Origin of the sequence: Streptomyces sp. NPDC008125, assembly GCF_042957125.1 — a bacterium.
Taxonomy (GTDB): domain Bacteria; phylum Actinomycetota; class Actinomycetes; order Streptomycetales; family Streptomycetaceae; genus Streptomyces.
The window spans coordinates 72,466-98,416 of record NZ_JBIBHR010000023.1; the positions used below are offsets into that span (position 1 = coordinate 72,466).

General features: G+C 72.7%; 24 protein-coding genes and 1 pseudogene. 9 read left to right on the forward strand and 16 right to left on the reverse strand.

Annotated features, from left to right (window positions below):
• Positions 1-281: 281 nt before the first annotated feature.
• From ACFZAX_RS30660 to ACFZAX_RS30670, 3 genes and pseudogenes are all read left to right on the forward strand, one after another.
• Positions 282-1,766, forward strand: coding sequence for a hypothetical protein (locus ACFZAX_RS30660; RefSeq protein WP_390965562.1), 1,485 nt, complete (start codon positions 282-284; stop codon positions 1,764-1,766).
• Between the two features lie 164 nt (positions 1,767-1,930).
• Positions 1,931-2,129 (forward strand): annotated as a pseudogene (locus tag ACFZAX_RS30665) (pyridoxamine 5'-phosphate oxidase family protein); the annotation flags it as partial.
• Positions 2,130-2,223: 94 nt separating this feature from the next.
• On the forward strand, positions 2,224-2,931 hold the full coding sequence (locus ACFZAX_RS30670; RefSeq protein WP_390965563.1) for a L,D-transpeptidase family protein: 708 nt from the start codon (positions 2,224-2,226) through the stop codon (positions 2,929-2,931).
• 72 nt (positions 2,932-3,003) lie between these two features.
• Here the strand turns inward: ACFZAX_RS30670 and ACFZAX_RS30675 are convergent, their stop codons facing one another.
• The 6 genes from ACFZAX_RS30675 to ACFZAX_RS30700 form a co-directional block, all read right to left on the reverse strand.
• Positions 3,004-3,540 (reverse strand): arginine repressor, encoded by a 537-nt coding sequence (locus ACFZAX_RS30675; protein ID WP_327174768.1) that lies wholly within the window; start codon positions 3,538-3,540, stop codon positions 3,004-3,006.
• A 25-nt stretch (positions 3,541-3,565) separates the two neighbouring features.
• Positions 3,566-4,771 carry an acetylornithine transaminase gene (locus ACFZAX_RS30680; RefSeq protein ID WP_390965564.1) on the reverse strand — a complete coding sequence of 402 codons (1,206 nt, stop codon included), beginning with the start codon at positions 4,769-4,771 and terminating at the stop codon, positions 3,566-3,568.
• Positions 4,768-5,700 (reverse strand): acetylglutamate kinase, encoded by a 933-nt coding sequence (gene argB / locus ACFZAX_RS30685; RefSeq protein WP_390965565.1) that lies wholly within the window; start codon positions 5,698-5,700, stop codon positions 4,768-4,770. The genes ACFZAX_RS30680 and argB overlap by 4 nt, the downstream gene beginning before the upstream one ends.
• On the reverse strand, positions 5,697-6,851 hold the full coding sequence (argJ, locus tag ACFZAX_RS30690; protein ID WP_390965566.1) for a bifunctional glutamate N-acetyltransferase/amino-acid acetyltransferase ArgJ: 1,155 nt from the start codon (positions 6,849-6,851) through the stop codon (positions 5,697-5,699). Before argJ ends, argB begins: the two co-directional genes overlap by 4 nt.
• 121 nt (positions 6,852-6,972) lie before the next feature.
• Positions 6,973-8,001, reverse strand: a complete 1,029-nt coding sequence (argC, locus tag ACFZAX_RS30695) for an N-acetyl-gamma-glutamyl-phosphate reductase (protein WP_390965568.1) — start codon at positions 7,999-8,001, stop codon at positions 6,973-6,975.
• A 147-nt stretch (positions 8,002-8,148) separates the two neighbouring features.
• Positions 8,149-9,945 carry an acyl-CoA dehydrogenase gene (locus ACFZAX_RS30700; RefSeq protein WP_390965569.1) on the reverse strand — a complete coding sequence of 599 codons (1,797 nt, stop codon included), beginning with the start codon at positions 9,943-9,945 and terminating at the stop codon, positions 8,149-8,151.
• A gap of 262 nt (positions 9,946-10,207) precedes the next feature.
• Here ACFZAX_RS30700 and ACFZAX_RS30705 point away from each other — a divergent pair, with 262 nt between their 5' ends.
• Positions 10,208-11,737, forward strand: a complete 1,530-nt coding sequence (locus ACFZAX_RS30705; protein ID WP_390965570.1) for a multicopper oxidase domain-containing protein — start codon at positions 10,208-10,210, stop codon at positions 11,735-11,737.
• A 216-nt stretch (positions 11,738-11,953) separates the two neighbouring features.
• Here the strand turns inward: ACFZAX_RS30705 and ACFZAX_RS30710 are convergent, their stop codons facing one another.
• Positions 11,954-12,982 carry an aldo/keto reductase gene (locus tag ACFZAX_RS30710; RefSeq protein WP_390965571.1) on the reverse strand — a complete coding sequence of 343 codons (1,029 nt, stop codon included), beginning with the start codon at positions 12,980-12,982 and terminating at the stop codon, positions 11,954-11,956.
• Positions 12,983-13,347: 365 nt separating this feature from the next.
• Between ACFZAX_RS30710 and ACFZAX_RS30715 the strand changes: the two genes are divergently transcribed.
• Positions 13,348-14,685 carry a hypothetical protein gene (locus ACFZAX_RS30715; protein ID WP_390965572.1) on the forward strand — a complete coding sequence of 446 codons (1,338 nt, stop codon included), beginning with the start codon at positions 13,348-13,350 and terminating at the stop codon, positions 14,683-14,685.
• Positions 14,686-14,724: 39 nt separating this feature from the next.
• Here the strand turns inward: ACFZAX_RS30715 and ACFZAX_RS30720 are convergent, their stop codons facing one another.
• The 3 genes from ACFZAX_RS30720 to ACFZAX_RS30730 form a co-directional block, all read right to left on the reverse strand.
• Entirely contained in the window at positions 14,725-15,639 is a 915-nt protein-coding gene (locus ACFZAX_RS30720) for an NAD(P)-binding domain-containing protein (RefSeq protein WP_390965596.1), read from the reverse strand.
• A gap of 61 nt (positions 15,640-15,700) precedes the next feature.
• Positions 15,701-15,997, reverse strand: coding sequence for a hypothetical protein (locus ACFZAX_RS30725; RefSeq protein ID WP_390965573.1), 297 nt, complete (start codon positions 15,995-15,997; stop codon positions 15,701-15,703).
• A 213-nt stretch (positions 15,998-16,210) separates the two neighbouring features.
• Positions 16,211-16,612, reverse strand: coding sequence for a DUF5997 family protein (locus ACFZAX_RS30730; RefSeq protein ID WP_390965574.1), 402 nt, complete (start codon positions 16,610-16,612; stop codon positions 16,211-16,213).
• A 122-nt stretch (positions 16,613-16,734) separates the two neighbouring features.
• On the opposite strand from ACFZAX_RS30730, the gene ACFZAX_RS30735 reads away from it, so the two are divergent.
• Positions 16,735-17,517 carry a LysR substrate-binding domain-containing protein gene (locus ACFZAX_RS30735; RefSeq protein WP_390965575.1) on the forward strand — a complete coding sequence of 261 codons (783 nt, stop codon included), beginning with the start codon at positions 16,735-16,737 and terminating at the stop codon, positions 17,515-17,517.
• A 384-nt stretch (positions 17,518-17,901) separates the two neighbouring features.
• Positions 17,902-18,399, forward strand: coding sequence for a peptidylprolyl isomerase (locus ACFZAX_RS30740; RefSeq protein WP_390965576.1), 498 nt, complete (start codon positions 17,902-17,904; stop codon positions 18,397-18,399).
• Positions 18,400-18,505: 106 nt separating this feature from the next.
• Here the strand turns inward: ACFZAX_RS30740 and ACFZAX_RS30745 are convergent, their stop codons facing one another.
• The 5 genes from ACFZAX_RS30745 to ACFZAX_RS30765 all read right to left on the reverse strand — a co-directional run bounded on the left by ACFZAX_RS30745 (position 18,506) and on the right by ACFZAX_RS30765 (position 23,115).
• Positions 18,506-19,690, reverse strand: a complete 1,185-nt coding sequence (locus ACFZAX_RS30745) for a serine hydrolase (RefSeq protein WP_390965577.1) — start codon at positions 19,688-19,690, stop codon at positions 18,506-18,508.
• A 172-nt stretch (positions 19,691-19,862) separates the two neighbouring features.
• Positions 19,863-20,408, reverse strand: a complete 546-nt coding sequence (locus ACFZAX_RS30750; protein WP_390965579.1) for a DUF664 domain-containing protein — start codon at positions 20,406-20,408, stop codon at positions 19,863-19,865.
• A 105-nt stretch (positions 20,409-20,513) separates the two neighbouring features.
• Positions 20,514-21,089: a histidine phosphatase family protein gene (locus ACFZAX_RS30755; RefSeq protein ID WP_390965580.1), complete on the reverse strand. Its 576-nt coding sequence runs from the start codon at positions 21,087-21,089 to the stop codon at positions 20,514-20,516.
• 65 nt (positions 21,090-21,154) lie between these two features.
• Entirely contained in the window at positions 21,155-21,586 is a 432-nt protein-coding gene (locus ACFZAX_RS30760; protein WP_390965581.1) for a GNAT family N-acetyltransferase, read from the reverse strand.
• Between the two features lie 86 nt (positions 21,587-21,672).
• The gene (locus ACFZAX_RS30765) at positions 21,673-23,115 is read right to left on the reverse strand and encodes an aminotransferase class I/II-fold pyridoxal phosphate-dependent enzyme (protein ID WP_390965582.1); all 1,443 of its coding nucleotides are present in this window, start codon (positions 23,113-23,115) and stop codon (positions 21,673-21,675) included.
• On the opposite strand from ACFZAX_RS30765, the gene ACFZAX_RS30770 reads away from it, so the two are divergent.
• Together ACFZAX_RS30770 and ACFZAX_RS30775 are read left to right on the forward strand one after the other, a co-directional pair.
• The gene (locus tag ACFZAX_RS30770) at positions 23,114-24,118 is read left to right on the forward strand and encodes an EamA family transporter (RefSeq protein ID WP_390965583.1); all 1,005 of its coding nucleotides are present in this window, start codon (positions 23,114-23,116) and stop codon (positions 24,116-24,118) included. The genes ACFZAX_RS30765 and ACFZAX_RS30770 overlap by 2 nt on opposite strands.
• Before the next feature lie 44 nt (positions 24,119-24,162).
• Complete coding sequence (locus tag ACFZAX_RS30775) at positions 24,163-24,384, forward strand: DUF1918 domain-containing protein (RefSeq protein ID WP_390965584.1); 222 nt, start codon at positions 24,163-24,165, stop codon at positions 24,382-24,384.
• Between the two features lie 135 nt (positions 24,385-24,519).
• Here ACFZAX_RS30775 and ACFZAX_RS30780 read toward each other — a convergent pair whose 3' ends face one another.
• Positions 24,520-25,854, reverse strand: coding sequence for a tetratricopeptide repeat protein (locus ACFZAX_RS30780; RefSeq protein ID WP_390965585.1), 1,335 nt, complete (start codon positions 25,852-25,854; stop codon positions 24,520-24,522).
• Positions 25,855-25,951 lie beyond the last annotated feature (97 nt).

Genomic DNA, 25,951 nt, shown 5'->3' on the forward strand with positions numbered 1-25,951 from the left:
CCGGGGCAACGATATGGGCGGAGGAGGCTCCGTCAACAGAGCCCCGGTGGTCGCCGTCGCTATCCGGCCACGCGTTGATCAAGTGGGATGTCCGGCTCTTTGCGTGCATTGCGCGGAGGGACCGGCCGCGACGGGCGGAGCCGACGCGACCGGGTCCGTCAGCCGATGTGGCCTGGCCCCGGACCCGGCCGAGCTCCTCACGCGTAGCCCCGGGGGCTGCCCCGCCGTACGCCTCCCGGGGCCCGAGCGGCCCGTGTCCGGGCTGCCCATAGGCTGCGCCCATGCGGAAGCCGATCCACCCGTCCCCCGCGCGCGGCCTCGCGCCGCACGAGCGCCTGCTGCTGGGCAAACCCCTGGTCACCGCCGTGGACACGGCCGATCCCGAGGCCTGGACCGATCTCGACCGGCGGATCCGCGCGACGACCGCGCGGGAAGGCGCGAACGCGCCGCCCGGCGCCCGCCCGGCGAGCACACCGCCCGGCGCCCCTTCCGCGACCACGACGCCCGGCGCCCCTTCCGCCGCCGCACCGCCCGGCGCCTCCTCCGCGCCCCTCGGCACCGGTGGCTCCGGAGTCCCGGGCCGCCCCCTCGCCCCCGACTGGGACGAGCATGCCCGGGACGTGACCTGGTCGGTCTTCCCGCCGTCCGAGCCGGAGACCGCCCTGGCCCTCTGCCACCACCGGTGGCAGGTGCGCGAGGCCGCCCTGCCGTTCGCCGCCGGGCGCCCCGTCCTGCTCCCGCTGCTGCTCCTCCGGTGCGCGGACGGCCGGGCCCCGGTAAGGGAGCGGGCCCGCCGCACCCTCGGCGCGGCCCTGGACGGGCCGGGGGCCGCGGGTCGGGCGGCGGAACTGGTCCCGCTGGCCGTACGGCTGACGCTCCGCCCGCACGGTGGACCCGGTCTCGCACTGGTCCTCGCCGCCGCTCGGACGCTTCCGCCCTCGCTGCCCGGCCGGTTGCTGGCGAGCCCCCGCCCGGGGGCCCGGCTGCTCGGCACCGGGCTCTGCCTGGACCGAGGCCTCCTGCCGACCGCCCGGCTCACCGAGCTGGTCCTCACCGCCGGGGACCGGGCCGTCCGCCGGCTCTGCACCGACGCTCTCCTCGCGCGGGTCTCCCCCGGCGATCCGGACCGCCTTCTCGATCCGCTGCTCTCCGCGTCGTCGGCGGCGACCCGGTCCTCGGCGGTGGCCGCGCTGCACCGGGCGGGCCGCGGGCCGGAGGCGTACGGCCGTCTCGCCGATCCTTCGGCCCGGGTGCGCTCGGCCGCCCGGCTGGTGCTGAGGCTGGAGGGCGCGGACCCGTGGGCGTTCTACCGGGAGCGGTGCGCACATCCGGCCACGCCCGGCCTGCCGCCGGGCGCGGTGTTCGGGCTGGCCGAGTCCGGGGCGGCGGACGCCGGCGATCTGCTGCGGCCTCTGACGCTCCATCCGGAGGGCCGGGTGCGCGCGGCGGCGCTGGCCGGGCTGCGCATGCTGGACGAGGTCTCCCCCGAGGAACTGATGGCCGCCATGGACGACCCCCATCCGCCGGTGGTGCGCACCGCCCGCAAGGCGCTGACGCCGTACGTCCTGTTCGTGCCGGAGGAGTGGCTGGCCGCACTGGTGGCCCCCGCCCGCCCCGCGCACGTCCGCCGGGCCGGCCTCCGGCTCCTCGGCGCGCACGGCCTCGGCCTGCGCAAGCGGGTGCTGGCGGGGATGGAGGAGGACGAGGACCCGGAGGTCGCCCACGAGGCGCAGCGCGCCCGGTACGAGCCGCTGCCGCCCGCCTGAGTCGAGGGAGGAGGCCTCCGGTGGCCGAAAAGCAGCGGGCTCGGAGCCTTCTGACGGGCAGCCCTGGAGCCTCCTGACGGCAGATGATCCGCACACGGGATTGACCTACGAACGCAGGGACGGACGGCTGCGCGCGTCCATCGAGGAGCAGCCACTCCTCATTCCGTGACACCTGCGGGTTCGCGGTGCCGTTCCTCGCGTACGGGCGGGGACCGGCCCCTGCACGCGGTCCGGTTCGCCCGCGAGGACGGCGGGAGCCTCGGCGCGTACGTCGAGAAGAAGCCCGGCATCGCGACCAGCATCGACGGCCTGCCCGGCCTGCCGCTTCCGCTGCCGCCGATGTCCGCCCCGGCCGCACCCTGACAGACGCTCGCCAGGACTACCCCCCGGACGCTTCCCTGGACCGTACGGAGCACCCCGGTGGAGCCGTGCCCCCGCCGCCCGTACGGTCCGGAGCATGCGCGGATCCCTGGTGACCCTGTCCGTCCTGCTGGCCCTGACGGGGTCCGTCGCGGCGGGCCCGCCCGTCGCTGCCCGCCGGACGGTGCCCGAGCGGCTGGCCGACACGGGCGGCGGCCGGCAGCTGATCGTCGCCGAGGCCCCGGCGGCGGGATCCACCACCGGCACGGTCACCTGGTGGGAGCTGCGGCGGGGGCGATGGAAGGAGGCGGGGTCCGCGCCGGCCCGGTTCGGGGCGGCGGGCCTGGCCGAGGGGCGTACCCGACGGCAGGGCTCGAACACCACGCCGACGGGCCTGTACGACCTTCCGTACGCCTTCGGTGTCCGGGCGGCTCCGGCCGGTACGGCGTATCCGTACCGCCGGGTGACGGGCGGTTCGTGGTGGTGCCAGGACAACCAGGCGCGCGAGTACAACCGGTGGGTGGAGCCGCTGCCGTCGGACTGCCGGGCCTCGGAGGCGGAGCACCTGGTCACGTACACGACGCAGTACGCGCGGGCGCTGGTGATCGGCTTCAACTACGCGAAGCCGGTACGGGGCCGGGGCGCGGGCATTTTCCTGCACGTCGACGGCGAAGGGGCGACGGCCGGCTGCGTCTCGGTGCCGGCCGGGGCGATGGACCGCATCCTGGCGTGGGCCGACCCGGCCGCGCACCCGCACGTCGCCATCGGCACCTCCGGCGGGGCGCTGGCGGTCACCGGCTACTGACGCCCCCGCGATGCCGACGAGCCCGGTCCGCGAGTGACGGACCGGGCTCGGGCGCGCGGGGCGCTGTGCGCGTCAGCGTTCGTTCTGCGCCAGCCGCAGCAGGTGGTCGGCGAGCGCCTGGCCTCCGGCCGCGTCACGGCTGATCAGCATCAGCGTGTCGTCCCCGGCGATCGTGCCGAGGACGTCGTGGAGTTCGGCCTGGTCGATGGCCGAGGCGAGGAACTGCGCGGCGCCCGGGGGCGTGCGCAGGACGACGAGATTGGCCGAGGCCTCCGCGGAGATGAGCAGCTCCGAAGAGAGGCGCCGCATCCGCTCCTCCTTGGCGGAACCGCCCAGCGGTGCCTGCGGGGTACGGAATCCGCCCTCGCTCGGCACCGCGTAGATGAGCTCCCCGCCGGTGTTGCGGATCTTGACCGCGCCCAGCTCGTCGAGGTCGCGGGAGAGTGTCGCCTGGGTGACGCTCAGTCCGTCGTCGGCGAGCAGCTTGGCCAGCTGGCTCTGCGAGCGCACCGGCTGCCGGTTCAGGATGTCCACGATCCGACGGTGGCGTGCCGTGCGGGTCTGCGGCACGGCAGGGCCCCCGTGGTCGGTGTCCTGCGCCTCGGTCATCGTCGTCGCCTCATTCTCCGGGTGCTCATGCTCCGGGTTCTCCGTCGCCCTCGCCCGGGTCCACCGCGTCCAGGGCGCCCCGCAGCACGGCCAGGAAGGCGTCCACCTCCGCGTCGCCGATGATCAGCGGCGGCATCAGCCGTACGACATCGGGTGCGGGGGCGTTGACCAGCAGTCCCGCCTCCTGGGCCGCCTGCTGCACCTGCGGCGCGTGGGGTCCCGTGAGCACGATACCCAGCAGCAGGCCGGAGCCGCGGACGTGGGAGACGAGGGGGTGTCCGAACCCCTCGACCTCGTCCCGGATGCGCTCGCCGAGCCGCTTCACGTTGTCGAGCGCGCCGTCCGCCGCCAGGGTGTCCAGCACGGCGAGGCCCGCCGCGCAGGCGATCGGGTTGCCGCCGAAGGTGGTGCCGTGGTGGCCCGGCTCGAACAGGTCGGCCGCGGCGCCGAAGGCGACGGTCACGCCGAGCGGCAGTCCGCCGCCGATGCCCTTGGCGAGGGTGACGATGTCGGGCTCGACGTCCTCGTGGGCCTGGTACTCGAACCAGGTGCCGCACCGGCCGATGCCCGTCTGTACCTCGTCGAGGACGAGCAGCGTGCCGGTGGCCCGGGTGATCTCGCGGGCTGCGGTGAGGTAGCCCTTGGGCGGGACGACCACGCCGTTCTCGCCCTGGACGGGCTCGATGATCACGAGCGCGGTGTCGGTGGTGACGGCGGCCCGGAGGGCCTCGACGTCGCCGTAGGGCACATGGGTGACCTCGGCGGGCAGCGGCAGGAACGGGTCCCGCTTCTTGGGCTGCCCGGTGAGGGCGAGCGCGCCCATGGTCCGGCCGTGGAAGCCGCCGGTGGTGGCCACCATGCCGGTCCGGCCGGTGAGCCGGCCGATCTTGAAGGCGGCTTCGTTGGCTTCGGCGCCGGAGTTGGCGAAGTAGACCCGCCCGTTCCGGCCGAAGAGGTGGATCAGCCGCTCGGCGAGCGCGACCGGCGGTTCGGCGATGAAGAGGTTGGAGACGTGCCCGAGGGACGCGATCTGCGTGGAGACGGCCTCGACGATCGCGGGGTGGGCGTGGCCCAGCGCGTTCACCGCGATACCGCCGACGAAGTCGAGGTACTCCTTGCCGTCGGCGTCCCAGACGCGGGCGCCCTCGCCCCGGACGAGGGGGATCTGCGGGGTGCCGTAGTTGTCCGTCAGCGCGTGGTTCCAGCGCTGTACGAGTTCCGCGTTCGTCATGACTCCCCCTCCGTGTCGGGCACGACCATCGTGCCGACTCCTTCGTCCGTGAAGATCTCCAGCAGGATCGCGTGCTGGACGCGCCCGTCGATGACCCTGGCGGTCTCGACGCCGTTGCGCACGGCGTACAGGCAGCCCTGCATCTTCGGGACCATGCCGCTGGACAGCTCCGGCAGGAGCTTCTCCAGCTCGGTCGCGGTGATGCGGCTGATCACGTCGTCGCTGTGCGGCCAGTCCTCGTACAGCCCCTCGACGTCGGTGAGGACCATCAGCGTCTCGGCGTTCAGCGCGGCGGCCAGGGCGGCGGCTGCGGTGTCGGCGTTGACGTTGTAGACGTGGTTGTCGTCGGCGGAACGCGCGATCGAGGAGATGACCGGGATGCGGCCGTCCGCCAGCAGGGCCTCGATGGCCCCGGTGTCGATCTCGGTGATCTCGCCGACCCGGCCGATGTCGATGATCTCGCCGTCGATGGTCGGGCGGTGCTGGACAGCGGTCATGGTGCGGGCGTCCTCGCCGGTCATGCCGACGGCGAGCGGTCCGTGCTGGTTGAGCAGGCCGACGAGCTCGCGCTGCACCTGTCCGGCCAGCACCATCCGCACGACGTCCATCGCCTCGGGCGTGGTGACCCGCAGTCCGGCCTTGAACTCGCTGACCAGGCCCTGCTTGTCGAGCTGGGCGTTGATCTGCGGGCCGCCGCCGTGCACGACGACGGGCTTGAGACCGGCCTGCCGCAGGAAGACGACGTCCTGGGCGAACGCGGCCTTCAGGTCCTCGTCGACCATGGCGTTGCCACCGAACTTGATGACGACGGTCCGGCCGTTGTGACGGGTGAGCCAGGGCAGCGCTTCGATGAGGATCTGCGCTTTCGGGAGGGCGGTGTGCTTCCGCGCCGTGCTCTTCTCGGTGTTCGTGCTCTTCGCGTCGCTCATGAGCTGTACGCGCTGTTCTCGTGGACGTACTCGGCGGTGAGGTCGTTCGCCCAGATGACGGCCGACTCGGTGCCGACGGAGAGGTCGGCGGTGATCCTGACCTCGCGGTACCGCATGTCGACAAGGTCGCGGTCGTCGCCGACGCTGCCGTCCCTGCAGACCCAGACGTCGTTGATGGCGACGTTCAGCCGGTCGGGGTCGAAGGCGGCCCGGGTGGTGCCGATCGCGGAGAGCACGCGGCCCCAGTTGGGGTCCTCGCCGTGGATGGCGCACTTGAGGAGGTTGTTGCGGGCGATGGAGCGGCCCACCTCGACGGCGTCGTCCTCGGTCGCGGCTCCCACGACCTCGATCCGGATGTCCTTGGAGGCGCCCTCGGCGTCGCCGATGAGCTGCCGGGCCAGGTCGCCGCAGACGGTCCGAACGGCCGCGGCGAACGCGTCCTGGTCCGGGGTGATGCCGCTGGCGCCGGAGGCGAGGAGCAGCACGGTGTCGTTGGTCGACATGCAGCCGTCCGAGTCGACCCGGTCGAAGGTGGTGCGGGTGGCGTCGCGCAGGGCGGCGTCCAGCGCGGGCGCCTCCACGTCGGCGTCGGTGGTGAGGACCACGAGCATGGTGGCGAGGCCCGGGGCGAGCATGCCCGCGCCCTTGGCCATGCCGCCGACGGTCCAGCCCTCGCCCGCGGCGACGGCGGTCTTGTGGACGGTGTCGGTGGTCTTGATGGCGATGGCAGCGTCCGTGCCGCCTTCCGTGCTGAGCGCGGCCGCGGCCTTGTCGATGCCGTCGAGCAGCTTCTCCATGGGGAGCAGCGTGCCGATGAGCCCGGTGGAACAGACGGCGATCTCGCCGGCGCTGTGGCCTTCGAGGACCTCGGCGGCCTTTTCGGCGGTGGCGTGCGTGTCCTGGAAGCCCTTGGGGCCCGTACAGGCGTTGGCGCCACCGGAGTTGAGGACGACGGCGGAGACCTCGCCGCCCTTGAGGACCTGCTGGGACCAGAGGACGGGTGCGGCCTTGACGCGGTTGGAGGTGAAGACTCCCGCGGCGGCCCGGCGCGGCCCGAGGTTGACCACGAGGGCCAGGTCCGGGTTGCCGCTCTCCTTGATCCCGGCGGCGATGCCCGCCGCCGAGAATCCTTGTGCTGCCGTGACGCTCACTGCATCTCCTCGTTCGCTTCTCCGCCCGCGCGGTGCGGCGCTGGGGCGGTTTCCGTGGTGGTCCGGGGTCCGGCGTCCGTACGCCCGGCGCCCGGGGTGGGTGCGGCCGGGCGCACGCCGGTCAGGGGGCCACGCCGACCGTGGTCAGACCGGTGTCCTCGGGCAGCCCGAGGGCGATGTTCGTGCTCTGCAGGGCACCCCCGGCGGTGCCCTTGGCGAGGTTGTCGATGGCGCTGATCACGATGATCCGTCCGGCGGCGGGGTCGTACGCCACCTGGATCTGGACGGCGTTGGAGCCGTACACGGACGCGGTGGCGGGCCACTGTCCCTCGGGGAGGAGCTCGACGAACGGCTCGTCCGCGTACGCCTTCTCGTAGGCGGCGCGGAGCGCCTCCGCGTCCACGCCCGGCTTCGCCTTGGCGCTGCAGGTGGCGAGGATGCCGCGGGGCATGGGGGCGAGGGTCGGGGTGAAGGAGACGGAGACGCGTTCCCCGGCGACGGCGTCGAGGTTCTGGGTGATCTCCGGGGTGTGCCGGTGCCCGCCACCGACGCCGTACGGGGTCATGTTCCCCATCACCTCGGAGCCGAGGAGGTGCGGCTTGGCCGCCTTGCCCGCGCCGGAGGTGCCGGACGCGGCGACGACGACGGCCTCGGGTTCGGCGAGCCCGGCGGCGTACGCCGGGAAGAGCGCGAGGGAGACGGCGGTCGGGTAGCAGCCGGGGACGGCGATCCGCTTGGACCCGGCGAGCGCGGCGCGCGCGCCTGGCAGCTCGGGGAGGCCGTAGGGCCACGTGCCGGCGTGCGGCGAACCGTAGAATTTCTCCCAGTCCCCGGCGTCCTTGAGCCGGAAGTCGGCCCCCATGTCGACGACCAGGACCTCGTCCCCGAGCTGCTCGGCGACGGCGGCGGACTGCCCGTGCGGCAGGGCGAGGAAGACCACGTCGTGCCCGGCGAGCACCTCCGCGGTGGTCGGTTCCAGCACCCGGCCGGCGAGGGGCCGCAGGTGCGGCTGGAGTGCACCGAGCGTCTGCCCCGCGTTGGAGTGGCCGGTCAGGGCGCCGATCTCGATCTCGGGGTGGGCCAGCAGCAGGCGCAGCAGCTCACCGCCGGCGTATCCGCTCGCCCCTGCCACCGCTGCACGTACCACCATCGGAATCCTCCTCATCGATGGCATGACTATACGCAGGTGCGCACTTTTATGCAAAGGTGGTGGAGGGCTCGGCGCTCCGCACCACGGCGGCCGGGGGGTGCCGTCCGCCACGGAGACCGTGAGACGGCACCCGGCACCCCGGCCCTGCTACGGATTCAGCATGGACGTCGACTCAAGGAGCGCGTCGGGCACGGCGAAGCCCTCGACGAGGGACAGGGAGTGCGGCACGAGGGCGTCGAGGAGCTTCCCGGTCAGCTTGTACAGGCTCCGGACCTGATCGGCCGTCACCCTCTCCTCGGCCAGGAGGTCCCCGCTGTGCGCGGCGACCTGGCGCAGCGCGAACAGCCCGAAGAGGTCCAGCAGCAGCTTCCGCCCCTGGTCGGAGCCGGCCCGGGCGGCCGCCGTGAGCATCTCCTCCCCGGCCCGCCGTCGGACGTGGGCGTCCACCAGCGTGAGAGCCGGGCCCACGATGTTGTTCCACCGTGCCGACGCCGAGGGGGCCGGCTGGTGGCGTTCTTCGCTCGCCCGGCCGTGCCAGATGCGCTCGACGTCGGCCAGGAGGTCCAGCTGGAACTGGGGGTCGGTCAGCGAACGCTCCCCGGGAGGGATCTCGCTCGGCGGCTTCAGGGCGATGCTTCCGAGGGCCATCTCCCCGCCGGCCTTGGCGGCGACGACCTGGTTGTCCCCCTCGGCGGTGATGGTTCCCTCGTTGGCCGCGAGCTGCATGGCGATGCCGTGGCCGAGGAACAGTCCGCGGGCGCCACTCCTCTCCCGACAGGCCGTCATCGTCCTGCGGGCCTCCCAGGTGATCCACGTCTTGGCGACGGCTATGTCCCGCTCGCACGCCCCGCGGTCCTCGTCCGTACCCGCCGCGGCACGGGTCCACCGCGTGACCACCGACCGGTGGAGCAGGGTGGCCGCGTACGTGGTGGCCACCGCGTCCAGGAGGGGGGCGTGGTGACTGCGATGCTCGATCAGGGGCTGCGTCGCGCGGGTGGTCATCGACGACGTGACCCGGTCGTGGGAGAGCCGCATGGTCACGGCCAGTGCGTGGCGGGTCGCGCCGAGGCTGTAGCCGGACATGCACAGCTTCCCCATCGTGACCCGGCCGATGGAGTGCAGATACCGGCGCCGGGGACTGCCCACCGCGCTGCTGAACACCCCCTCGCGAGTGAGACGCCCGTGGTCGCCCTGGAGCATCGCTCCGTAGGGCAGGCGCACACCGCGGAACGTCGTGACGCAGTGATCGACCGGGGCGCTGGCCGTCTCGGGCAGCTCACGTACCTCGATCCCCCGCAGGTGGACCCCGTCGGCGTCGCTCAGGGGGGTCAGGAAGAGGAAGATCCCGTGGTCGGTACCGTCGACCAGCAGACGTGCGGCCACGACGGCGGCCTTCGCGCCGCCGGCCGAGGACGTGTTGGGCATGAATTTCGCGGCCCCGGGCGTCGGAGTGTCCAGGACGAACCCGCCCGACGCCCGGTCGAACGTCGCCGTGGTCTCACATCTCGCGGCGTCATTGCCGTGACCGAGCTCCGTACACAGAAACGTCCCGATCCGATCGGTGAACTCGGCCAGATCGTCGCCGGTGCGGCCGTGGTCGACCAAGCTCCCGAGAAAGAGGTTGAAGTGGATCGAGCTCACGGTGGCCATGCCCGGGTCGACCCCGGCCCACTCGTGGAGGGCGGACAGCTCTGCGGCGTCCGCCACGAACCGCTCCATTCGACCGGGGACAGCTGCACGAACCAGCCGAAGGCGCTCGTAGGAGAGCGCTATGCGCTCCTCACGGGTCAGCCCTTCACGGAACGAGAAGGGGGCTGAGCCGAACAGACCCCGCCAGCGGTCATGCGTCTCGGCGAGGCGACCACCGTAGAGCGCGTGGGTGAGGTCAGTGGTGAGCGAGAGCGGCGGGCGGGAGGCGTTGTCTCGAATCTGATGGGAAGTCACGTCCGAACGCTAATAGCAATCACGGGGTCTCCCAGCGTGATGATCAACACGATTGGCGTGATCTGATGCACGGTAGGCCGCTGCCGCCGGACAGGGGACCGCCCCGGGGGCCGGGAACCGGCAAAGGCCTCCCGCCGCCCGGCCCCACCCGGTGCGCCGATCGGAGGAAGCCGGGCGACGCGGGACGTGTCGTCCGACGGAACCCGTGGCCCGCTCGCCACGCTGGACGGTCTTTGCCCGTTCACGAGTAGGGGTGAGTTCCATGGACCCATCACGCGGTATCAGCAGGCGTGCGCTACTGGCGGCAGCTCCCGCCCTGGTCTCCGGCGTACTGCAGGCCCCCCGCGCCTCGGCGTCGGCGGCGCCGCGGTTCAGCCGGCCTCCGGTGATCGCGTCGGCGGAGGGTGTCCTGTCGACCACGCTGCGGGTCGCGTTCGCCCGGCGCACGCTCGCCGGGGTCGGCGACGTCGACCTGCGGCTCTACAACGGAGAAGCCATCGGGCCGACGCTCCGCGTACGTCCGGGCGACCTGCTCGACATCGAGCACATCAACGATCTGCCGCCCGAAGCCGATCAGGCCGTCCACAGCGACCACAACGTGCCGCACCGGTTCAACACGGTGAACCTGCACACCCACGGACTCCACGTGTCGCCGAGCGGGGAGGCGGACAACGTCTTCCGGGAGTTCGCTCCCCACGATCCGGCCGACGGCCGGACCGCCACGAGTTACCGCAGCCGCATCGAGATCCCCTCCGGCCACGAGGGCGGGACGTACTGGTACCACTCGCACGTGCACGGGTCGACCGCCGTGCAGCTGTCCGGCGGTCTGCTGGGTGCGATCGTCGTGGAGGGCGCGATCGACGAGGTTCCGGAGATCGCGGCCGCGAGCGACGTCGTGATGGCGATCGGCGAACTCAAGCTCTCCGGCGGGCGGGTGCCGGATCTGCACGCCGAGGGCGACCTGGACTCGGTCGAGTCGACGTATGTCGTGAACGGTCTCTTCCGGCCGGTGATCGAGTTGCGCGAGGGCGAGGTGCAGCGCTGGCGCCTGATCAACGCCTCGGCCTTCACCGTCCTGCCGATCCGGGTGGAGGGTCACTCCCTGCACCAGATCGCCATGGACGGCATCACCCTCACCCGGACCGTCGAGCACGACGGGGTCACCCTGGCGATGGGCAACCGGGCCGACGTCATGATCAGGGCACAGCGCCCGGGCGACTACCGGATTATGGCGGGCGACGTCCTGCTGGCGACGATGACCGTGCGGTCCGGCTCCGGCACGCCGATGGACCTGCCCACGGAGCTGCCGGGACCCACCCCGTACATCGACCCGGGTACGGTGATCCGTCGCCGCTCCCTGACCTTCCACAGCGACAGGAACGCCTTTCCCGGCCAGCCCTTTCCGCACGCGTTCCGCATCACCGGCGACGGTGCGACGCCGCCGACCCGTGACCCGGCCGATCCGACGGATCCGACGTACGGCCGGTTCGATCCGGACCACGTCAACCACACCCTCCGGCTCGGCGACACGGAGGAATGGACCCTGCGCAACACCTCGAACGGCCACCCCGTCCACCCGTTCCACCTGCACACCAACCACTTCCTGGTGACCGCCGTCGACGGCCGCGCCCTCGGCACACCGGTGTGGCAGGACACCATCGGCATCAGGCGGGGAGGCTCGGTGACCTTGCGCGTCCGCTTCGAGGACTTCACCGGGCGGGCCCTCGTCCACTGCCATCAGCTCCAGCACGAGGACCAGGGGATGATGCAGCTCGTCGAATACGTCGAGTGACTCCGGACAGCACGGAACGGCTCGGGAGGAACTGAAGGGTCTGCCCGGGGAGCGGCCCGGGCGGTCCGGCGGCCCGCCCGGCCGTACGATCCCCCGTACGACGGCCGGGAGGGCGGGGAAACGGGCAGGGCCGCCGGGGACGGGACGGCGGCGGTGCGCCCGGTTCTCCCCAGCCGCCCCGGCACCCCGGCCGGTCCCTCCGCGGCCCCGCCCGGATCAGGCGGCGGCGCGCTCGGCGTCGGAGCGGCGGCGCAGCGCGGCCTGCTGGATGGCGGGCGGGTCGTACGCCATGTCGAGCTTCCCGATGTCGGTGCCGGGGGGCACGACGGCGTCGATCCGGTCGAGGATCTCGTCGCTCAGACTGGCCTCGGCGCCCGCGAGCAGGTCGTCGAGGTGGGCCATGGTCCGCGGTCCGATGATCGCCGAGGTGACACCGGGGTGAGCGATGGCGAAGGCCGTGGCCAGGTGCGTCAGCGGCATCCCCGCCTGCTCGGCGAGCGGGATGAGCTGTTCGACGACGTCGAGGCGTCGTTCGTCCTTCAGGTGCTTGAAGCCGAAGCCGGCGCGGTGCGTGGTGGGCTCCTGGCCCTTGCGGTAGCGGCCGGTGAGCAGGCCCCCGGCCAGCGGGCTCCAGACCAGCGCGCCGATTCCGTACCGTTCGCAGGCCGGGAGCACCTCGCGTTCGATGCCCCGGTTGAGGATCGAGTACGTCGGCTGCTCGGTGCGGAAGCGCTGCAGGCCGCGCCGTTCGGCGGTCCACTGCGCCTCGACGATGTCGGTGGCGGGGAAGGCGGAGGAGCCGATCGCCCGGACCTTGCCGGCGCGGACCAGGTCGGTGAGGGCGGAGAGGGTCTCCTCGATGTCGGTGTCCGGCGCCGGACGGTGGATCTGGAACAGGTCGACGTGGTCGGTGCCCAGTCGGCGCAGCGAGTCCTCCAGGGCGCGGACCAGCCAACGCCGCGAGTTTCCCTGCTGGTTGGGGTCGTCGCCCATCGGGAGGTGGGCCTTGGTGGCCAGCACGACGTGGTCGCGGCGGCCCTTGAGCGCCTTGCCGACGATCTCCTCGGACTCGCCGCGCGAGTAGGCGTCGGCGGTGTCCACGAAGTTGATGCCCGCGTCCAGCGCCTTGTGGATGATGCGGACGGATTCGTCGTGGTCGGGGTTTCCCATGGCGCCGAACATCATGGCGCCCAGGCAGTACGGGCTGACCTTGATGCCGGTCCGGCCCAGCGTGCGGTATCGCATGGTTCTCCTTGTATGCGCGGTTTGCGTACACGGTCCCGTGCCGAGTCCTGTACGGACGGTCCCGCACGTACGGCGCCCGCGTGCACGCCTGGGACGGCCCCGTCCGGCTCGGCGACCGGAAAACGGAACAACGTTCCGGAAGGACGATACGGAACGGCGTTCCGATTCGCAAGGAGTCGTGGGGCGAGGGGTTCTTCCGGGCGGCCGGTGAGGCCCTGCCGGTCGCCGTGCCCCTTCGCGGAGAACGGGGCCGAGGAAGGCCGGGCCACCCGCGCCGCCGGCCTGCCCACACGGGCCGCGACCGGCCAACGCCCGCCGCCAGCAATTCGGTTGAAGCCGTTCTCCCCGTCGGAGAACATCGCCGGATGTTCTCCCGCAGGAACCACCGCCCGAAGTCCGCCGCACTCCCGAAGTCGGCCGCACTCCTCGACGCCTGGAGAAGCCTCGACACCGGGGACGTACCCGGCGCTCTGCGCCAGGTGCGGGCCGCCGGTGAGAACCAGCCGAGGGAGGAAGTGGCCCTGGTGATCGGGCGGGCGGCCGCAGCGGCGGGTTTCGACGACCTCCGGGACGCCTCGGCGACCCTGGCCGCCGCCCCCGAGGACGCGACGGCCCTGTACCGCTTCGGATACGCCTGCGTCGAGCGCGGACTGGACGACCTGGCCGTTCCCCCGCTCCGGGAGGCGCTGCGCCTGAGTCCGGGCTCATTCGCGGTGGTGCACGAACTGGTCGCGGCGTACGAGAGCCAGGGCCTGCACCGGGACGCCGTGGAACTCCTGACCGGGTACGAGAAGAGCTTCTCCGACTGGCCGGAACGCTATCTCCTGGTCCACAACGCCATCCTGTCCGGCGACCTCGAACTGGCGCGGCGTCAGCACGCCCTGCTGCCGGCCCCACCGGACCCGCAGTGGCTGGCGCCCCGGGACCGGCAGAACCGGATGCTGGAACGCGCCGCGAGCGCCGCCGGTACGACCTCGCTGGACGGCACGGACCTGCGCGGCTGGCAGTTCGTGATCGGCGGGACGCTGCTCGGCACGCTGTCCCCGTACGGCTTCACCGCCGGAATGACCGGACGCTACGCCTTCCTCCAGGACTCGTACGCCCAGTGCCTGCTCGGGCTCCAGCGGCTGAGGTCCCTGCTGGCCGCGGCGGAGGTGGCGCCGCGTTCGGTGTCCCTCCTGCCGGGTCGTGGCAGCCGGATCCTCGGTCTCGCGGCGGCCGAGGTGCTGGGGCTGCCCGCGCGGCCCTTCCGCCCCGGTGAGCCGGAGACCGTGGTGATCGCGTACGACCTCGCCGAGGTGGCCGAGGAGGACGGGGGGCGGGAAGCGCTCCTGGGTCTGGTGGAGCGCGCCCCCGGCCAGGTGCTGCACGAGCACGCGAGCTGCTGGACCGATGCCCCGGGGGTCGCGGCGGACAGCGTCACACTGCTGCACCAGTCCGTGGTGGCGCCCTGGGCGGAGCAACTGCGTGCGGGTGCCGGCGGCGACGTGGAGCGGGGTCCGGCCGACGGCCGTCCGGCCGAGGCACTCGCGGCCGAGGTCGTCGGCGCTGATCCCACTCCGGCTCCGGGCGACGGCGACTCCCCCGGCGATCCGGCGGAGGTGCTCGAAGCCTTCGCCGCGGGCGTCCGGGATTCGTGGCTGCGAGGCCCCCGGCGCGGGCTCAGCTCGTCGGGGCCGGTGCGCAGCTCCCGGTTCGCCTGAGCCTCCGTCCCCCCGGAACGGGGGGTGGGCGGACAGTCGTCAGCGCGACTCGTCCGGGTCGAAGCTCGCGAAGTAGGCGGCGGCCATGTCCTCGTGGCCGTGGCCCTGAGCGGCGGCCCGGGCGAAGCGGTCCGCGCTCGCGGCGGCGCCGTCGAGGCGGACGCCGTACCGCTGACCGGCCTCCACGATCAGGCGGGCGTCCTTCTCGGCCGTGGTCACCGCGAAACTGGCCGGTTCGAGGCCGTCGTCAAGGATGAGGCCGGCCTTGGCGCGCAGATAACCCATGTCCAGCGGGCCGCCGGCGATGGCGTCGAAGAAGTCCTGCGGGTTCACCCCGAGGGCCTTGGCCAGCGCCAGGGACTCCCCGGTGGCGGTGGTGGCCGCGATGACCCAGCTGTTGGCGACGAGCTTGAGGCGGGTGGCGCCGCCGTCGGCCCCGCTCCCGCCCGTCCAGACCGTACGGGCCCCGACCGCGTCCAGGACCGGGGCGACGGCGGCCCGCTGCTGCGCCGGGCCCGCCGCGAGGACCAGCAGCTGCCCTGCCTCGGCGGGCTGCCGGGTGCCGAGCACCGGTGCGTCGAAGAAGACCAGGCCGTGCTCGTCGGCGAAGGCGGCGAGCGCCTCGACGGCGTCGACGCCCACGGTGGTCGACTGCACCCAGGCGGTCCCGGAACGCAGCGCGGGGACCGCCTGCCGCATGACCTCCGCCACCGCCGCCCCGTCGTACAGCATCGTCAGGACCACGTCGGCGCCGTCGACCGCCTCGGCGGGGGTGTCGGCGATCCGCGCGCCGTCCCGGGCCAGCGGTTCGGCCTTGTCCCGGGTGCGGTTCCAGACCTGTACGGAGTGTCCGGCGCGGGCGAGGTTGCGGGCCATGGCGGCGCCCATGATCCCGGTGCCCAGAACGCTGACGGTCAGTGTGTCGGTCATGGTCGGTGTCGGCCTCTCTGCCAGGTGGAACACGGACGGTGGAGCGGCGGCGCCCTCGGAAGGCGCCGGCGCCCCCACCCGCACGTTACGTGCTGCCGCGGGGTCCGGGGAGGACGGACGGCGGGAGGCGCCGGACCGTCACGGCCACCGGTGGGGCGGGGTAGGCCGCGGCAGCCCCGGCCGACTCACGGTCCGGGTGGTCGAGCAGCCCGACGAGCACGGGCAGCGGCAGGGCCGGGTGGCGGGCCGCCTCGATCCGCACGCGGGAGTCCGGCAGGTCGTGGCACTCGGCCACCAGGGCCCGCGTGGCCGGGTCGGGCGATGCGGCCGGCGGGGCGATCTCGACGGGCGAGGCCTCGGTGGTCCGGAGGGGAAGCGGCACCGGGTGATCCGCGTGCCCGCTCAAGGCAGCCGGAACGGTCGGAGCGTGCCGGAACGGTCGGCGCGTGCCGGAACGGTCGGAGCGTGCCGTGACGGTCGGAGCGTGCCGTGACGGTCGGAGCGTGCCGTAACGGTCGGAGCGTGCCGTGCGTTCACAGCTCCGCCCGGCCGCGCGAGGTGTGCCTGCGGCCGGGCGGTGGTGGTGGTGCGTGGATCAGGAGTCGGAGTCGGCCTTCGCGGCGCGCGCGGCGTTCCGCTCCTTGATGCGGACGGCCTCCTTGCGGACGTCGGCCTGAGTGGCGCGCTCCGCGCTCAGCCATTCCGGCATCTCGTTCTTGAGAGCGTCGATCTGCTCGGTGGTGAGCGGCTCGGTGACTCCGCCGCGCGCGAGGCCCGAGATGGAGACGCCCAGCTTGGCGGCGACGACCGGGCGGGGGTGCGGGCCGTTGCGGCGCAGCTCTTCCAGCCAGGCCGGCGGGTCGGCCTGCAGCGCGTTGAACTCGCTGCGCGAGACCACACCCTCCTGGAACTCGGCGGGGGTGGCTTCGAGGTACACACCCAGCTTCTTCGCCGCGGTGGCGGGCTTCATCGTCTGGGGTGTCTGGTGCGAGGTCATGTGTCAAGAGTAGCGAGCGTGTGCGAGGCCGCCGACCACACCGCTCGCGAGGGGCGGTGCGACGGGCTCCCGGCCATGATCCGCCGGACGCCCACCGGAGGTGGGGCCGGTAACCTGGCGGGGTGACTGGCTCCGACGCATCCCCCTCGTTCCGCCTCGCCTACGTACCGGGCGTGACGCCTTCCAAGTGGGTGCGCATCTGGAAAGAGCGCTTCCCCCTCATTCCGCTGGAGCTGGTCTCCGTGCCGTCCGGCGAGGCCCCCGGGCTGCTGCTGGAGGGCGGTGCCGACGCGGGGTTCGTACGGCTGCCGGTCGGGCGGGAGGAGCTCAGCGCGATCCCCCTGTACACCGAGACCTCGGTGGTGGTGATCCCGAAGGACCACCTGCTCGCGGCTGCGGAGGAGGTGTCCGCCGAGGATCTCGCGGAGGACATCGTGCTGCACCCGCTCGACGACCCGCTCGGCTGGGAGCGCCCGCCGGGTCTGCCCGCGTTCGAGCGGCCGGAGACGACGGAGGACGCCGTGGCGCTGGTCGCGGCGGGGATCGGCCTGCTGGTCGTCCCGCAGTCGCTCGCCCGGCTCCACCACCGCAAGGACCTCACCTACCGGACGATGACGGACGTCCCGGAGTCGCGCATCGCACTCTCGTGGCCGGAGGAGAAGACGACCGAGAGGGTCGAGGACTTCATCGGCATCGTCCGGGGCCGCACGGTGAACAGCTCTCGCGGGCGTACCCCCACTCCCCCGCAGCCGAAGCAGGAGAAGCGGCCGGCCGCCGGTGCCCGTCGCGGCGCCGGCACGGGCAAGCCGTCCTCCCGCAACCCACGGGGCGGGGCGGGCGGCAAGGGTACGAAGAGCACCGGCGGGGCCAAGGGAGCCAAGCGCGGAAAGCCGCGCGGCCGGTAGCCGGAGCGCGCGTGGCGCCCGTCGCACGTGACGCCGGAGCACGCGTGGCGCCGGTCGTACGTGAAGCCGGCCGTACACGCGCGGCGGCCCCGGCGGCCCCGGCTCCTTGGGCGACGGCCCGTACCGCCCCGGGCGCCCGCTGCCGTCCCCGTACCCCGACGCCCCGCGGCGCCGGGGTACGGGCCCGGGGGCCGTACGGGGCGGCCCGCCCGGCCCCGGTCCCGGGCGGGGTGGCGGGGTCCCGTAGGTCTCGGGCGCGCCCGGCCGCGTGGCGGGCGTCCGGGCAGGCGCTGAGGCCGACGGTCCAGGGAGTTGCGGGCCTGCCGACCCGCAGTGGGGACCCCTCTGCGCGAGGCATGGGCCGAGGAGTGTCAGGATGGTTGTATGACCATCAAGGCTTACTTCGACATCACCATCAACGACGAGCCCGCCGGGCGGATCACGTTCAACCTCTTCGAGGACGTCGTCCCGAAGACCGTGGAGAACTTCCGCGCCCTCGCCACCGGGGAGAAGGGCTTCGGCTACGCGGGCTCCTCCTTCCACCGCGTCATCCCGGACTTCATGCTCCAGGGCGGCGACTTCACCCGTGGCGACGGCACGGGCGGCAAGAGCATCTACGGCGAGAAGTTCGCGGACGAGAACTTCAAGCTCACGCACGACAAGGCGGGCCTGCTCTCGATGGCCAACGCCGGCCGGAACACCAACGGCTCGCAGTTCTTCATCACCACCGTCCTGACCCCGTGGCTCGACGGCAAGCACGTCGTCTTCGGTGAGGTCGCGGACGAGGACAGCATGAAGCTGGTCAAGAAGATCGAGTCCCTGGGCAGCCAGAGCGGCCGCACCTCGGCGAAGATCACCATCGCGGAGAGCGGCGTCCTCTAAGGACTCCGCCGTTCAAGGACTCCGATCGAGGATTCCGGCTTCAAGACGCGCGGGCGGGCGGGAGACCGTCGGCCCGCGCGTCTGTCGTTCTCCGGGTCCCGGAAGGTCAGAGGGACGCGTACACGGCGTCGACCAGGGCCATCTTGCGCGGATCGTCGGCGAGCCCCACGCCCATCCGGTTCATGACGTAGCCGAGCGCCACCCCCGCTTCCGGGTCGGCGAGCCCGCAGGAGCCGCCCGCCCCGTCGTGGCCGACCGCTCGCGGGTTGGGGCCGTAGGAAGCGTTCGGGCCGCTCAGCCAGACGCCGAGGGCGATCTCCGTCTCGTGCGTGAACCCGCTGCCCAGCACCAGATCGCGGCAGCTCCCCTGGCTCTCCCGTACGCGCTCGGCCGCTTCCTCGGAGAGGACGCGGTGGCCGTGGAGCGTGCCCCGGCCGGCGAGGATTCCGTAGAGGGAGGCGACCGCGCGGGCGGTGGCGTGGCCGTTCGCCGCCGGGATCTCGGCCGCCCGCCACGCGGCGGTGTTGGCCGCGGTGGCTCCCGTACCGGGGTTGGCGAGGGAGGCGACGGCCACCGGCGGCAGGCTCGTGAAGAACGCGATCTGCTCGGGCGTCACCTTCGTCGAGACGAGTTCGGCGACCCGGCCCGCCTCCTTCTCCGGCAGCCCCACGGTGAAGTCGATGCCGAGGGGGCCGGTGACCTCGCGCCGCAAAAACTCCCCGGGCAGGTCGCCGCTGATCCGCCGGACGACCTCGCCGACCAGGAATCCGTACGTCAGCGCGTGGTAGCCGGAACGGGTGCCCGGTTCCCACCAGGGCTCGGTCGCGGCGAGCCGGGACGTGGTGAGCTCCCAGTCGTAGAGGTCGGCGAGCGAGTGCGGCTCGCGCAGTCCGGCGAGACCGGCCCGGTGCGAAAGGAGGTCGCGTACGTGGACGTCCTCCTTGCCCGCGGCGGCGAACTCGGGCCAGTACGAGGCCACCGGGGCGTCGAGGTCCAGCAGGCCGCGGTCGGCGAGGATGTGGGCGCAGAGAGCGGTGGGACCCTTGGTGGTGGACCAGACGTTGACGAGGGTGTCCCGTTCCCAGGGACGGGTCCGCGCGCCGTCCGCCCAGCCGCCCCAGAGGTCGACGACCGGCTCACCGTCCACCAGGACCGTGACGGCCGCGCCCAGCTCATTCCGGGCGCTGAAGTTCTCCTCGAACGCGGTGCGCACGCCGGCGAACCGTTCGTCGCAGTGGCCGTGGGTCTGCGTCACGGTGGCCTCCTCGTCCCTTGCGTCCCCGGGCAACATACCGAGGGGCCGGACCGGCGGGAAGGGGTGGCGCGGCGACCGGCCCGGGCGACCGGACCGGGACCCGGCCATCCGGACCGGGACCCGGCCATCCGGACCGGGACCCGCCGTCCGGACCGGGACCCGAACTTCACGGTCTCCCGCCGGACTTCCGGCATCCGCACTTCCCCCACTACAACCCCACGGCACCGTCGACCCCTTGGCGCAGCAGGTCCGCGTGGCCGTTGTGCCGCGCGTACTCCTCGACCATGTGCAGCATCACCCACCGGAGCGAAACCCGTCCCTGCCAGGGGTCGACGGCGAAGACGTCGAGATCAGCGGCTTCGGCGACGAACCGTTCCGCGAAGTCGACCTCCTCGCGCCACGCCCGCCAGGCCTCCTCGGTACGGGCGGCGTCGGGCACCGCGCGGTCGAACGCACTGTCCGGCTCGTCCACCGTGGAGAACGGCGCCGGGCCGTCCTGACCGGCCAACCGCAGCCTGAACCAACGGTGTTCGACGTCGGCGAGGTGCCGGACGAGTCCCAGCAGCGACAGGCCGGAGAAGTCCACGGACCGCAGGGCCATGGCCTCGGCGTCGAGTCCGGAGCACTTCAGGACCAGGGTCTCCCGCTGGCGGCGCAGGGACGCGGCGAGCATGGTCCGCTCGTCGCTCTGCGTCGGGACCTCTGCCCGTGGGTCACTTCCAGGATCGGTGAACATCTCCGCAAACCGTTGCATGTCCGGGATTGTGGCCGATGTACACCCTCCGTCGCAGGAGTTTCACCCTTCCCGTGCGGCTGACGCCTTCGCCGGGCGCGACGCGAGGCCACGGCACGAGGCACGTCAGTGGACCGGTGGCTCCAGGCAGAGGCTCCAACGGCCGGGATCTCCCGCGAGGGTGACGGCGGAGAGGGGGCGTACGTCGATGTTCCAGTAGGCCGAGGGCGGGGCCTTCAACGCGTAGACGAGGATCGCGCGGACCACGGCGGGCTCGGCCACCGCGACGATGGAACCGCCGTCGAAGGGGCGGGTGTCGAGCCAGTGGCCGATGCGCGCGATGAAGCCGAGCAGCGGCTCGCCGCCGTGCGGCGCGGACCGGGGATCGGCCAGCCACGCATCGACGGCGGCGGGCTCGCGGGCGGCGACCTCCGCCAGGGTCATGCCCCGCCAGCGCCCCATGTCACAGTCGCGCAAGTCGGGTTGGGCCATGGGAGCGTACCCGAGGGCGTCGCCGGTGGCCCGGCACCGGGGAGTCGGCGCACAGTAGCGGAGGTCGGCCGCCCCGAGCGGGATCAGCGCATGGGCGACGAGTTGCACCTCGTGCCATCCGGCGTGGTCGAGCGGACGGTCGTCGTCGAAGCGCTCGGCGAGCAGGGACGAGCTCCGCGCCGCCGCCACGAGGGAAACCCGAACACTCATGGCCGCGATCGTGAGGCCGCCAGCCGCTACGGTCAAGAGGGCTCGCACATAAGGGAGTTGACGATCTAGCGGTTGACCAGAGCCATCCACTTGCCGGGCTCCTCCAGCCTCCGGAAGCCGACCTTCTCGTACACTCCGTGGGCGTCGCCCGTGGCGAGCAGAATCCTGCGGACACCGGTCGGGGCGAGGTGGTCGCGGACCGCTTCGGCCAGGCGTACGCCGAGCCCCTGCCCGCGGGCTGCCGGGTCGATGTAGACGTCACAGAGCCAGGCGAAGGAGACCTGGTCGGTGACCACCCGGGCGTACCCGACCTGGGCACCGGAACTCCGTTCGTACACACCGAAGTTGAGCGAGGCCGCGATGGCCGCGTCCTGCTCGGCGCGGCTGCGCCCGAGCGCCCAGTAGGCATCGGTGGAGAGCCAGTGGTGGATACGGGCCGGGTCGAGCCGGGCCGGGTCGGTCGAGATGTCGTGGTCCTGCGTGATCGCTTCGGTCATGGGCGCAGGTTAGAACGGCTCCTCGGACGGACACAGCCGTTTTCCCGGCGCATGCGGCCTCCGTGCCGCACGGCCGGGCGCCCGTCTCACCCGGCGTCGTACGCGACACGCAGCCGCCTGACCCCCTCCGCGATCTCGCCCGCACCGGAGGCCGCCGCGTAGCTGATCCGGACCTGTGCGGAGGGCGGTTCGGCGCAGAAGTACGGGCGGCCGGGCGCCACGGCCACCCCGGCCCGCAGGGCGCCGGTGACGAACGCGGCCTCGTCCGCACCGCTGCCGCCCCCTCCTGGCGCGCGCAGCCAGAGGCTGCCGCCGCCGGACGGCACGTACGGCAGGTCGAGTTCGGGCAGCGTGCGGCGGAGCTCACCGGCGAGCAGGGTGCGACGCCGCGCCAACTCGGCCGCCAAGAAGCGCAGATGGGTGCTCCAGGCCGGAGATCCGACCAGTTCGAGGGCGGCTTCCTGGAGCGGTCTCGGCACGAAGAAGCTGTCCACGACCTGGATCGCGCGCAGCCGTTCCAGCACCGGGCCGCGCGCGGCGAGCGCACCGACGCGCAGGCTGGGCGAGGTGACCTTGGTGAGCGAACAGACGTGTACGACGACCCCGTCCGGATCGTCGGCTGCCAGCGGCGGCGGCAGCGGGCCCGCGTCCTCGTGGGCGAGGCGGCGGGCGAAGTCGTCCTCCACGACGAACGCGCCCGCCGCTCGCGCGATCCGCAGGGTCCCGGCCCTCCGCGCGGGGGCGAGTACCGCGCCCGTGGGGTTCTGGAAAAGCGGCTGGCAGACGAAGACCCGGGCCCCGGTGGCGCGGAACGCCGCTTCCAGCAGTTCGGGGCGCACCCCGTCCGCGTCCACCGGTACGGGGACGGGCCGCAGCCCGGCGGCGCGGGCGACGGCCAGCATCCCGGGGTAGGTCGGCGACTCGACGAGGATGGGAGCCCCGGGCGGGGCGAGCGCGCGCAGCGCGGTGGCCAGCGCGCCCTGACCGCCTGCCGTGATCAGGACGTCGGCCGCGCCGACGCCGGGGCCGATCTCGCGGGCGAACCAGGCGCGCAGTTCGGGCAGCCCGTCCACGGGCGGACGGCCCCAGGCGCCGGGTCGGCGGCCGGCCCGCGCGAGGGCGGCGGCCAGGGCACGTTCCGGCTGGAGGGTGGGGTGGAGGTAGCCACCGTTGAACTCGATGACACCCGACGGGGGCGCGGCGAGGGTGACGAGGACTCCCGAGGCGTCGACGGTACGGGGCACCACCTCGGGGCCGCCGTCACCGCTGAGCGAGACCTCCTGCCAGGACGTGTCGCCCGGGGCCGGGGCAGTCGTACGCGGCTGGGCGCGGAAGGCCCCGGCGCCGGGGCGGGTGACGACCAGCCCTTCGGCGGCCAGTTGCGCGAGGGCCCGGGTGACGGTGACGGGGCTGACCCGGAAGCGCTCGACGAGGGCACGGCTCGACGGCAGCTTTCCGCCGGGTGAGTAGCGGTTCAGCTCATGACGCAGGGATTTCGCCAACTCTCCTACGCTGCTACGCTCTTCCATGAGAGACAACGATAGCGCTATCCCGACAGCGACGATAGCGCTCGCCACCACCCCTGCCCCTACTCCTGCCACTTCCCCGGCCCCGACGTCGGCCCCGGCCCAGCCCCCACGCTCCGAGCGGACGGGCTTCGTCCTCGCCTCTCTCGGGGTCGTCGCCTTCTCCCTGACCTTCCCCGCCACCGTGTGGGGACTGGAGAGCTTCGGCCCGTGGTCGCTGGTGGCGGTGCGCAGCGTGCTCGCCGCCTTGATCGCGGGCACGGTCCTGCTGGTGGCCCGGATCCCGTGGCCGGGCCGCCGTCACCTGGGCGGGCTGCTGGTCGTGGCGGGCGGGGTGGTGGCGGGATTCCCGCTGCTGACCACGCTCGCGCTGAGGACGACGACCTCCTCGCACGCGGCCGTGGTGGTGGGGCTGCTGCCGCTGACCACAGCGGTGTTCTCGTCCCTGCGCACGGGAGCCCGCCCGCCCCGCGCGTTCTGGATCGCGGCGCTCGCGGGGGCCGCCGTGGTGCTCGCGTTCACGGTCGCCCAGAGCGGCGGCGCGGTCTCGGCCGGTGACCTGTACCTGTTCGGTTCGCTCCTGGTGTGCGCGGCCGGGTACGCGGAGGGCGGCAGGCTGGCGCGGTCGATGCCCGGCTGGCAGGTGATCGGCTGGGCACTGGTCCTCTCGCTCCCGGTCACGGTGGCGGGCAGCGCGGTCGCGCTCTCGTACGAGCCCGTCACGTTGACCGGGCACGGGATCGTCGGCCTGGTCTGGCTGGCGGCCGGGTCCACGTTCATCGGGCTGTACGTCTGGTACCGGGGCATGGCGGAGATCGGCATCCCACGCGCCAGCCAGCTGCAACTGGCCCAGCCGCTGCTGACGCTGGTCTGGTCGTTCCTTCTGCTCGGCGAGGGGCTCTCGGCAGCGGCTCCGCTCGCGGCGGTGGGTGTGCTCGTCTGCATCGCGGTGACCCAACGGGCGGGCACCCGTCGCCCGCGCGAACCCCGCGCCCCGCGGCCATAGACTTGTCGACATAGGGACCGCCACCCAGGAGGAGGTCGTTCCCGATGGAGGCCCACAACGGCGACCGGTTGCTGACCCACGGCAGAACCGTCGGCCAACCCGACCAGGTCGCGGAGATCATCGAGGTACGGGGCCCGCGCGGCACTCCGCCGTACCGGCTGCGCTACGCCGACGGCCACGAGTCGCTGGCGTACCCGGGGCCGGACAGCGTGGTGCAGCACACGGGCGCCGACAGGACCGGCCAAGAGGAATCCGAGCGGCGGTGAGCCGGGCCGAGAGGCTCAGGTACCGCCGGCGGCAGTCGGCCCTCCATGACAAGAGATGACCGCCCACCGGCCCCTCCCGAGCCTGCAAAGCGCAGTCGCAGGCTCGGCGCGAGACGCCGAGCGGCGCCTGCCCCATCAGGCAGCTACCGTGACGCCGACAGCGGTCGCGCGTTCAAGAAGTGCGCTCGCCTGCCGATTCGAAGAGTAGGGGGAGAGCACGGACACCATCAGGCGCATGCGATCGTCGCACCGGCCGGACTGCACCATCGGGTAGTCGTCCATGGCCTCGTGCCAGGTGCTCACAGCCGCTTCGAGATGGCCCATGGCGAGCTGACGCTCTGCGGTCAGACCGAGATGCCGCACCTTGGCTCGTCTGTAGAGACCGTGGCGAAGCCTGTTCGACTCTTGCATGGACTCAACTGCCCCGACGGCATCGCCGAGTTCATGCCGCACCTGGGCCACGTGGTACATCAGCGAGGACGGATCGTAGGAACCGAACGCTTTCGCCTGCGATTCGGCTACGTCCATCGCCTTTTCTGCTTCCTTCATACGAAGAAGGGCGCTGTCGCGCTCACCGAGCTGCGCAGCGGCGTGCGCCTGCTGGCCCGCGAGGAAGGCCCGCATTCGAGGGCCGGCGTGCGGTGAGGCAGCTGCGGCAGCGTCAGCCAGACGCAGCGCATGCCGCCCGTGCCCGAGATCCACGGCCTGGACGGACATGCCCCGCAGCGTCGTGCAGTAGGTCAGGTGGTCATCGGCAGCACCAGCCAGTTCCAGAGCCTTCAGGTAATAGCGCTGGGCCAGCCCGTGAAGTCCCTCGTCCACCGCCATGTAGCCGGTGAGGTAGCAGAGGTCCGCAGCGGCGGACATCATCTCCTTCCGTACCGGGTCCGGAGCTTGTGCGTGCAGGTACCCGGCGACCGTGTTCACCAGAAACGCCGCCGCCATCGGTCTGGCATGCCGGCCTCCGAACTGGTCGTCCAACTCGGAGACCCGCTCGGTCATCTGCGTGACCATCTCGACTTCTCCGCGCCCGATACGGGTCACCTGACCCGCCGCGAACGCTTCGGCGCGACCCACCACATCCGGCCAGTCCGGAATGGTGAGCGCCACGGAGAACAGCGCCGCACCCAGTACGGAACGACGTGAAGGGTCCATGTCCTGCCTCCCCAGATCGACAAGTCCTTCCACCGTGTCGAGTGGGGTTTCCTCTCCCTGAAGCCGGGGAAAGCCCGTCTCCTCATGCGTGACCGGGCGGGACAGCCTGCGGGAGAGGACTTCGAGGATCAGGCCCCTGGCCTCCTTGCGCGGCATGGTGCCGTCGAGCCAGTGCTTCACCGCGGATTCGTCGTAGCGGGTAGGGCGCCCGATCTCCGTACCCGCTCTGTTCACCGCCATGGCGAAGCTGCTGTAGGTCCAGCCGGTCTCACGCAGAAGGCGAGCCAGTCCCTCGTTCGACTTCTTCCGAGACACAGTCAACCACCTTCAAGTTCTCGCGCCCTCTTCACGGTACCGCTGCGCGTGACCGCGCGGTTACGTAGGCGTGAGAGACCAACAGAAGGAGAAAGCC

Bases quoted from the DNA above. Each gene is read 5' to 3' on its own strand.
- ACFZAX_RS30710 (WP_390965571.1), bottom strand. From the start codon at position 12,982: ATGCGATACCGCACGCTGGGCCGGACCGGCATCAAGGTCAGCCCGTAC.
- ACFZAX_RS30740 (WP_390965576.1), top strand. From the start codon at position 17,902: ATGACCATCAAGGCTTACTTCGACATCACCATCAACGACGAGCCCGCC.
- ACFZAX_RS30730 (WP_390965574.1), bottom strand. From the start codon at position 16,612: ATGACCTCGCACCAGACACCCCAGACGATGAAGCCCGCCACCGCGGCG.
- argC (WP_390965568.1), bottom strand. From the start codon at position 8,001: ATGGTGGTACGTGCAGCGGTGGCAGGGGCGAGCGGATACGCCGGCGGT.
- ACFZAX_RS30750 (WP_390965579.1), bottom strand. From the start codon at position 20,408: ATGCAACGGTTTGCGGAGATGTTCACCGATCCTGGAAGTGACCCACGG.
- ACFZAX_RS30670 (WP_390965563.1), top strand. From the start codon at position 2,224: ATGCGCGGATCCCTGGTGACCCTGTCCGTCCTGCTGGCCCTGACGGGG.
- ACFZAX_RS30715 (WP_390965572.1), top strand. From the start codon at position 13,348: ATGTTCTCCCGCAGGAACCACCGCCCGAAGTCCGCCGCACTCCCGAAG.
- ACFZAX_RS30660 (WP_390965562.1), top strand. From the start codon at position 282: ATGCGGAAGCCGATCCACCCGTCCCCCGCGCGCGGCCTCGCGCCGCAC.
- ACFZAX_RS30770 (WP_390965583.1), top strand. From the start codon at position 23,114: ATGAGAGACAACGATAGCGCTATCCCGACAGCGACGATAGCGCTCGCC.
- ACFZAX_RS30765 (WP_390965582.1), bottom strand. From the start codon at position 23,115: ATGGAAGAGCGTAGCAGCGTAGGAGAGTTGGCGAAATCCCTGCGTCAT.
- ACFZAX_RS30755 (WP_390965580.1), bottom strand. From the start codon at position 21,089: ATGAGTGTTCGGGTTTCCCTCGTGGCGGCGGCGCGGAGCTCGTCCCTG.
- ACFZAX_RS30745 (WP_390965577.1), bottom strand. From the start codon at position 19,690: ATGTTGCCCGGGGACGCAAGGGACGAGGAGGCCACCGTGACGCAGACC.
- ACFZAX_RS30760 (WP_390965581.1), bottom strand. From the start codon at position 21,586: ATGACCGAAGCGATCACGCAGGACCACGACATCTCGACCGACCCGGCC.
- ACFZAX_RS30705 (WP_390965570.1), top strand. From the start codon at position 10,208: ATGGACCCATCACGCGGTATCAGCAGGCGTGCGCTACTGGCGGCAGCT.
- ACFZAX_RS30775 (WP_390965584.1), top strand. From the start codon at position 24,163: ATGGAGGCCCACAACGGCGACCGGTTGCTGACCCACGGCAGAACCGTC.
- ACFZAX_RS30680 (WP_390965564.1), bottom strand. From the start codon at position 4,771: ATGACGAACGCGGAACTCGTACAGCGCTGGAACCACGCGCTGACGGAC.
- argB (WP_390965565.1), bottom strand. From the start codon at position 5,700: ATGAGCGACGCGAAGAGCACGAACACCGAGAAGAGCACGGCGCGGAAG.
- ACFZAX_RS30675 (WP_327174768.1), bottom strand. From the start codon at position 3,540: ATGACCGAGGCGCAGGACACCGACCACGGGGGCCCTGCCGTGCCGCAG.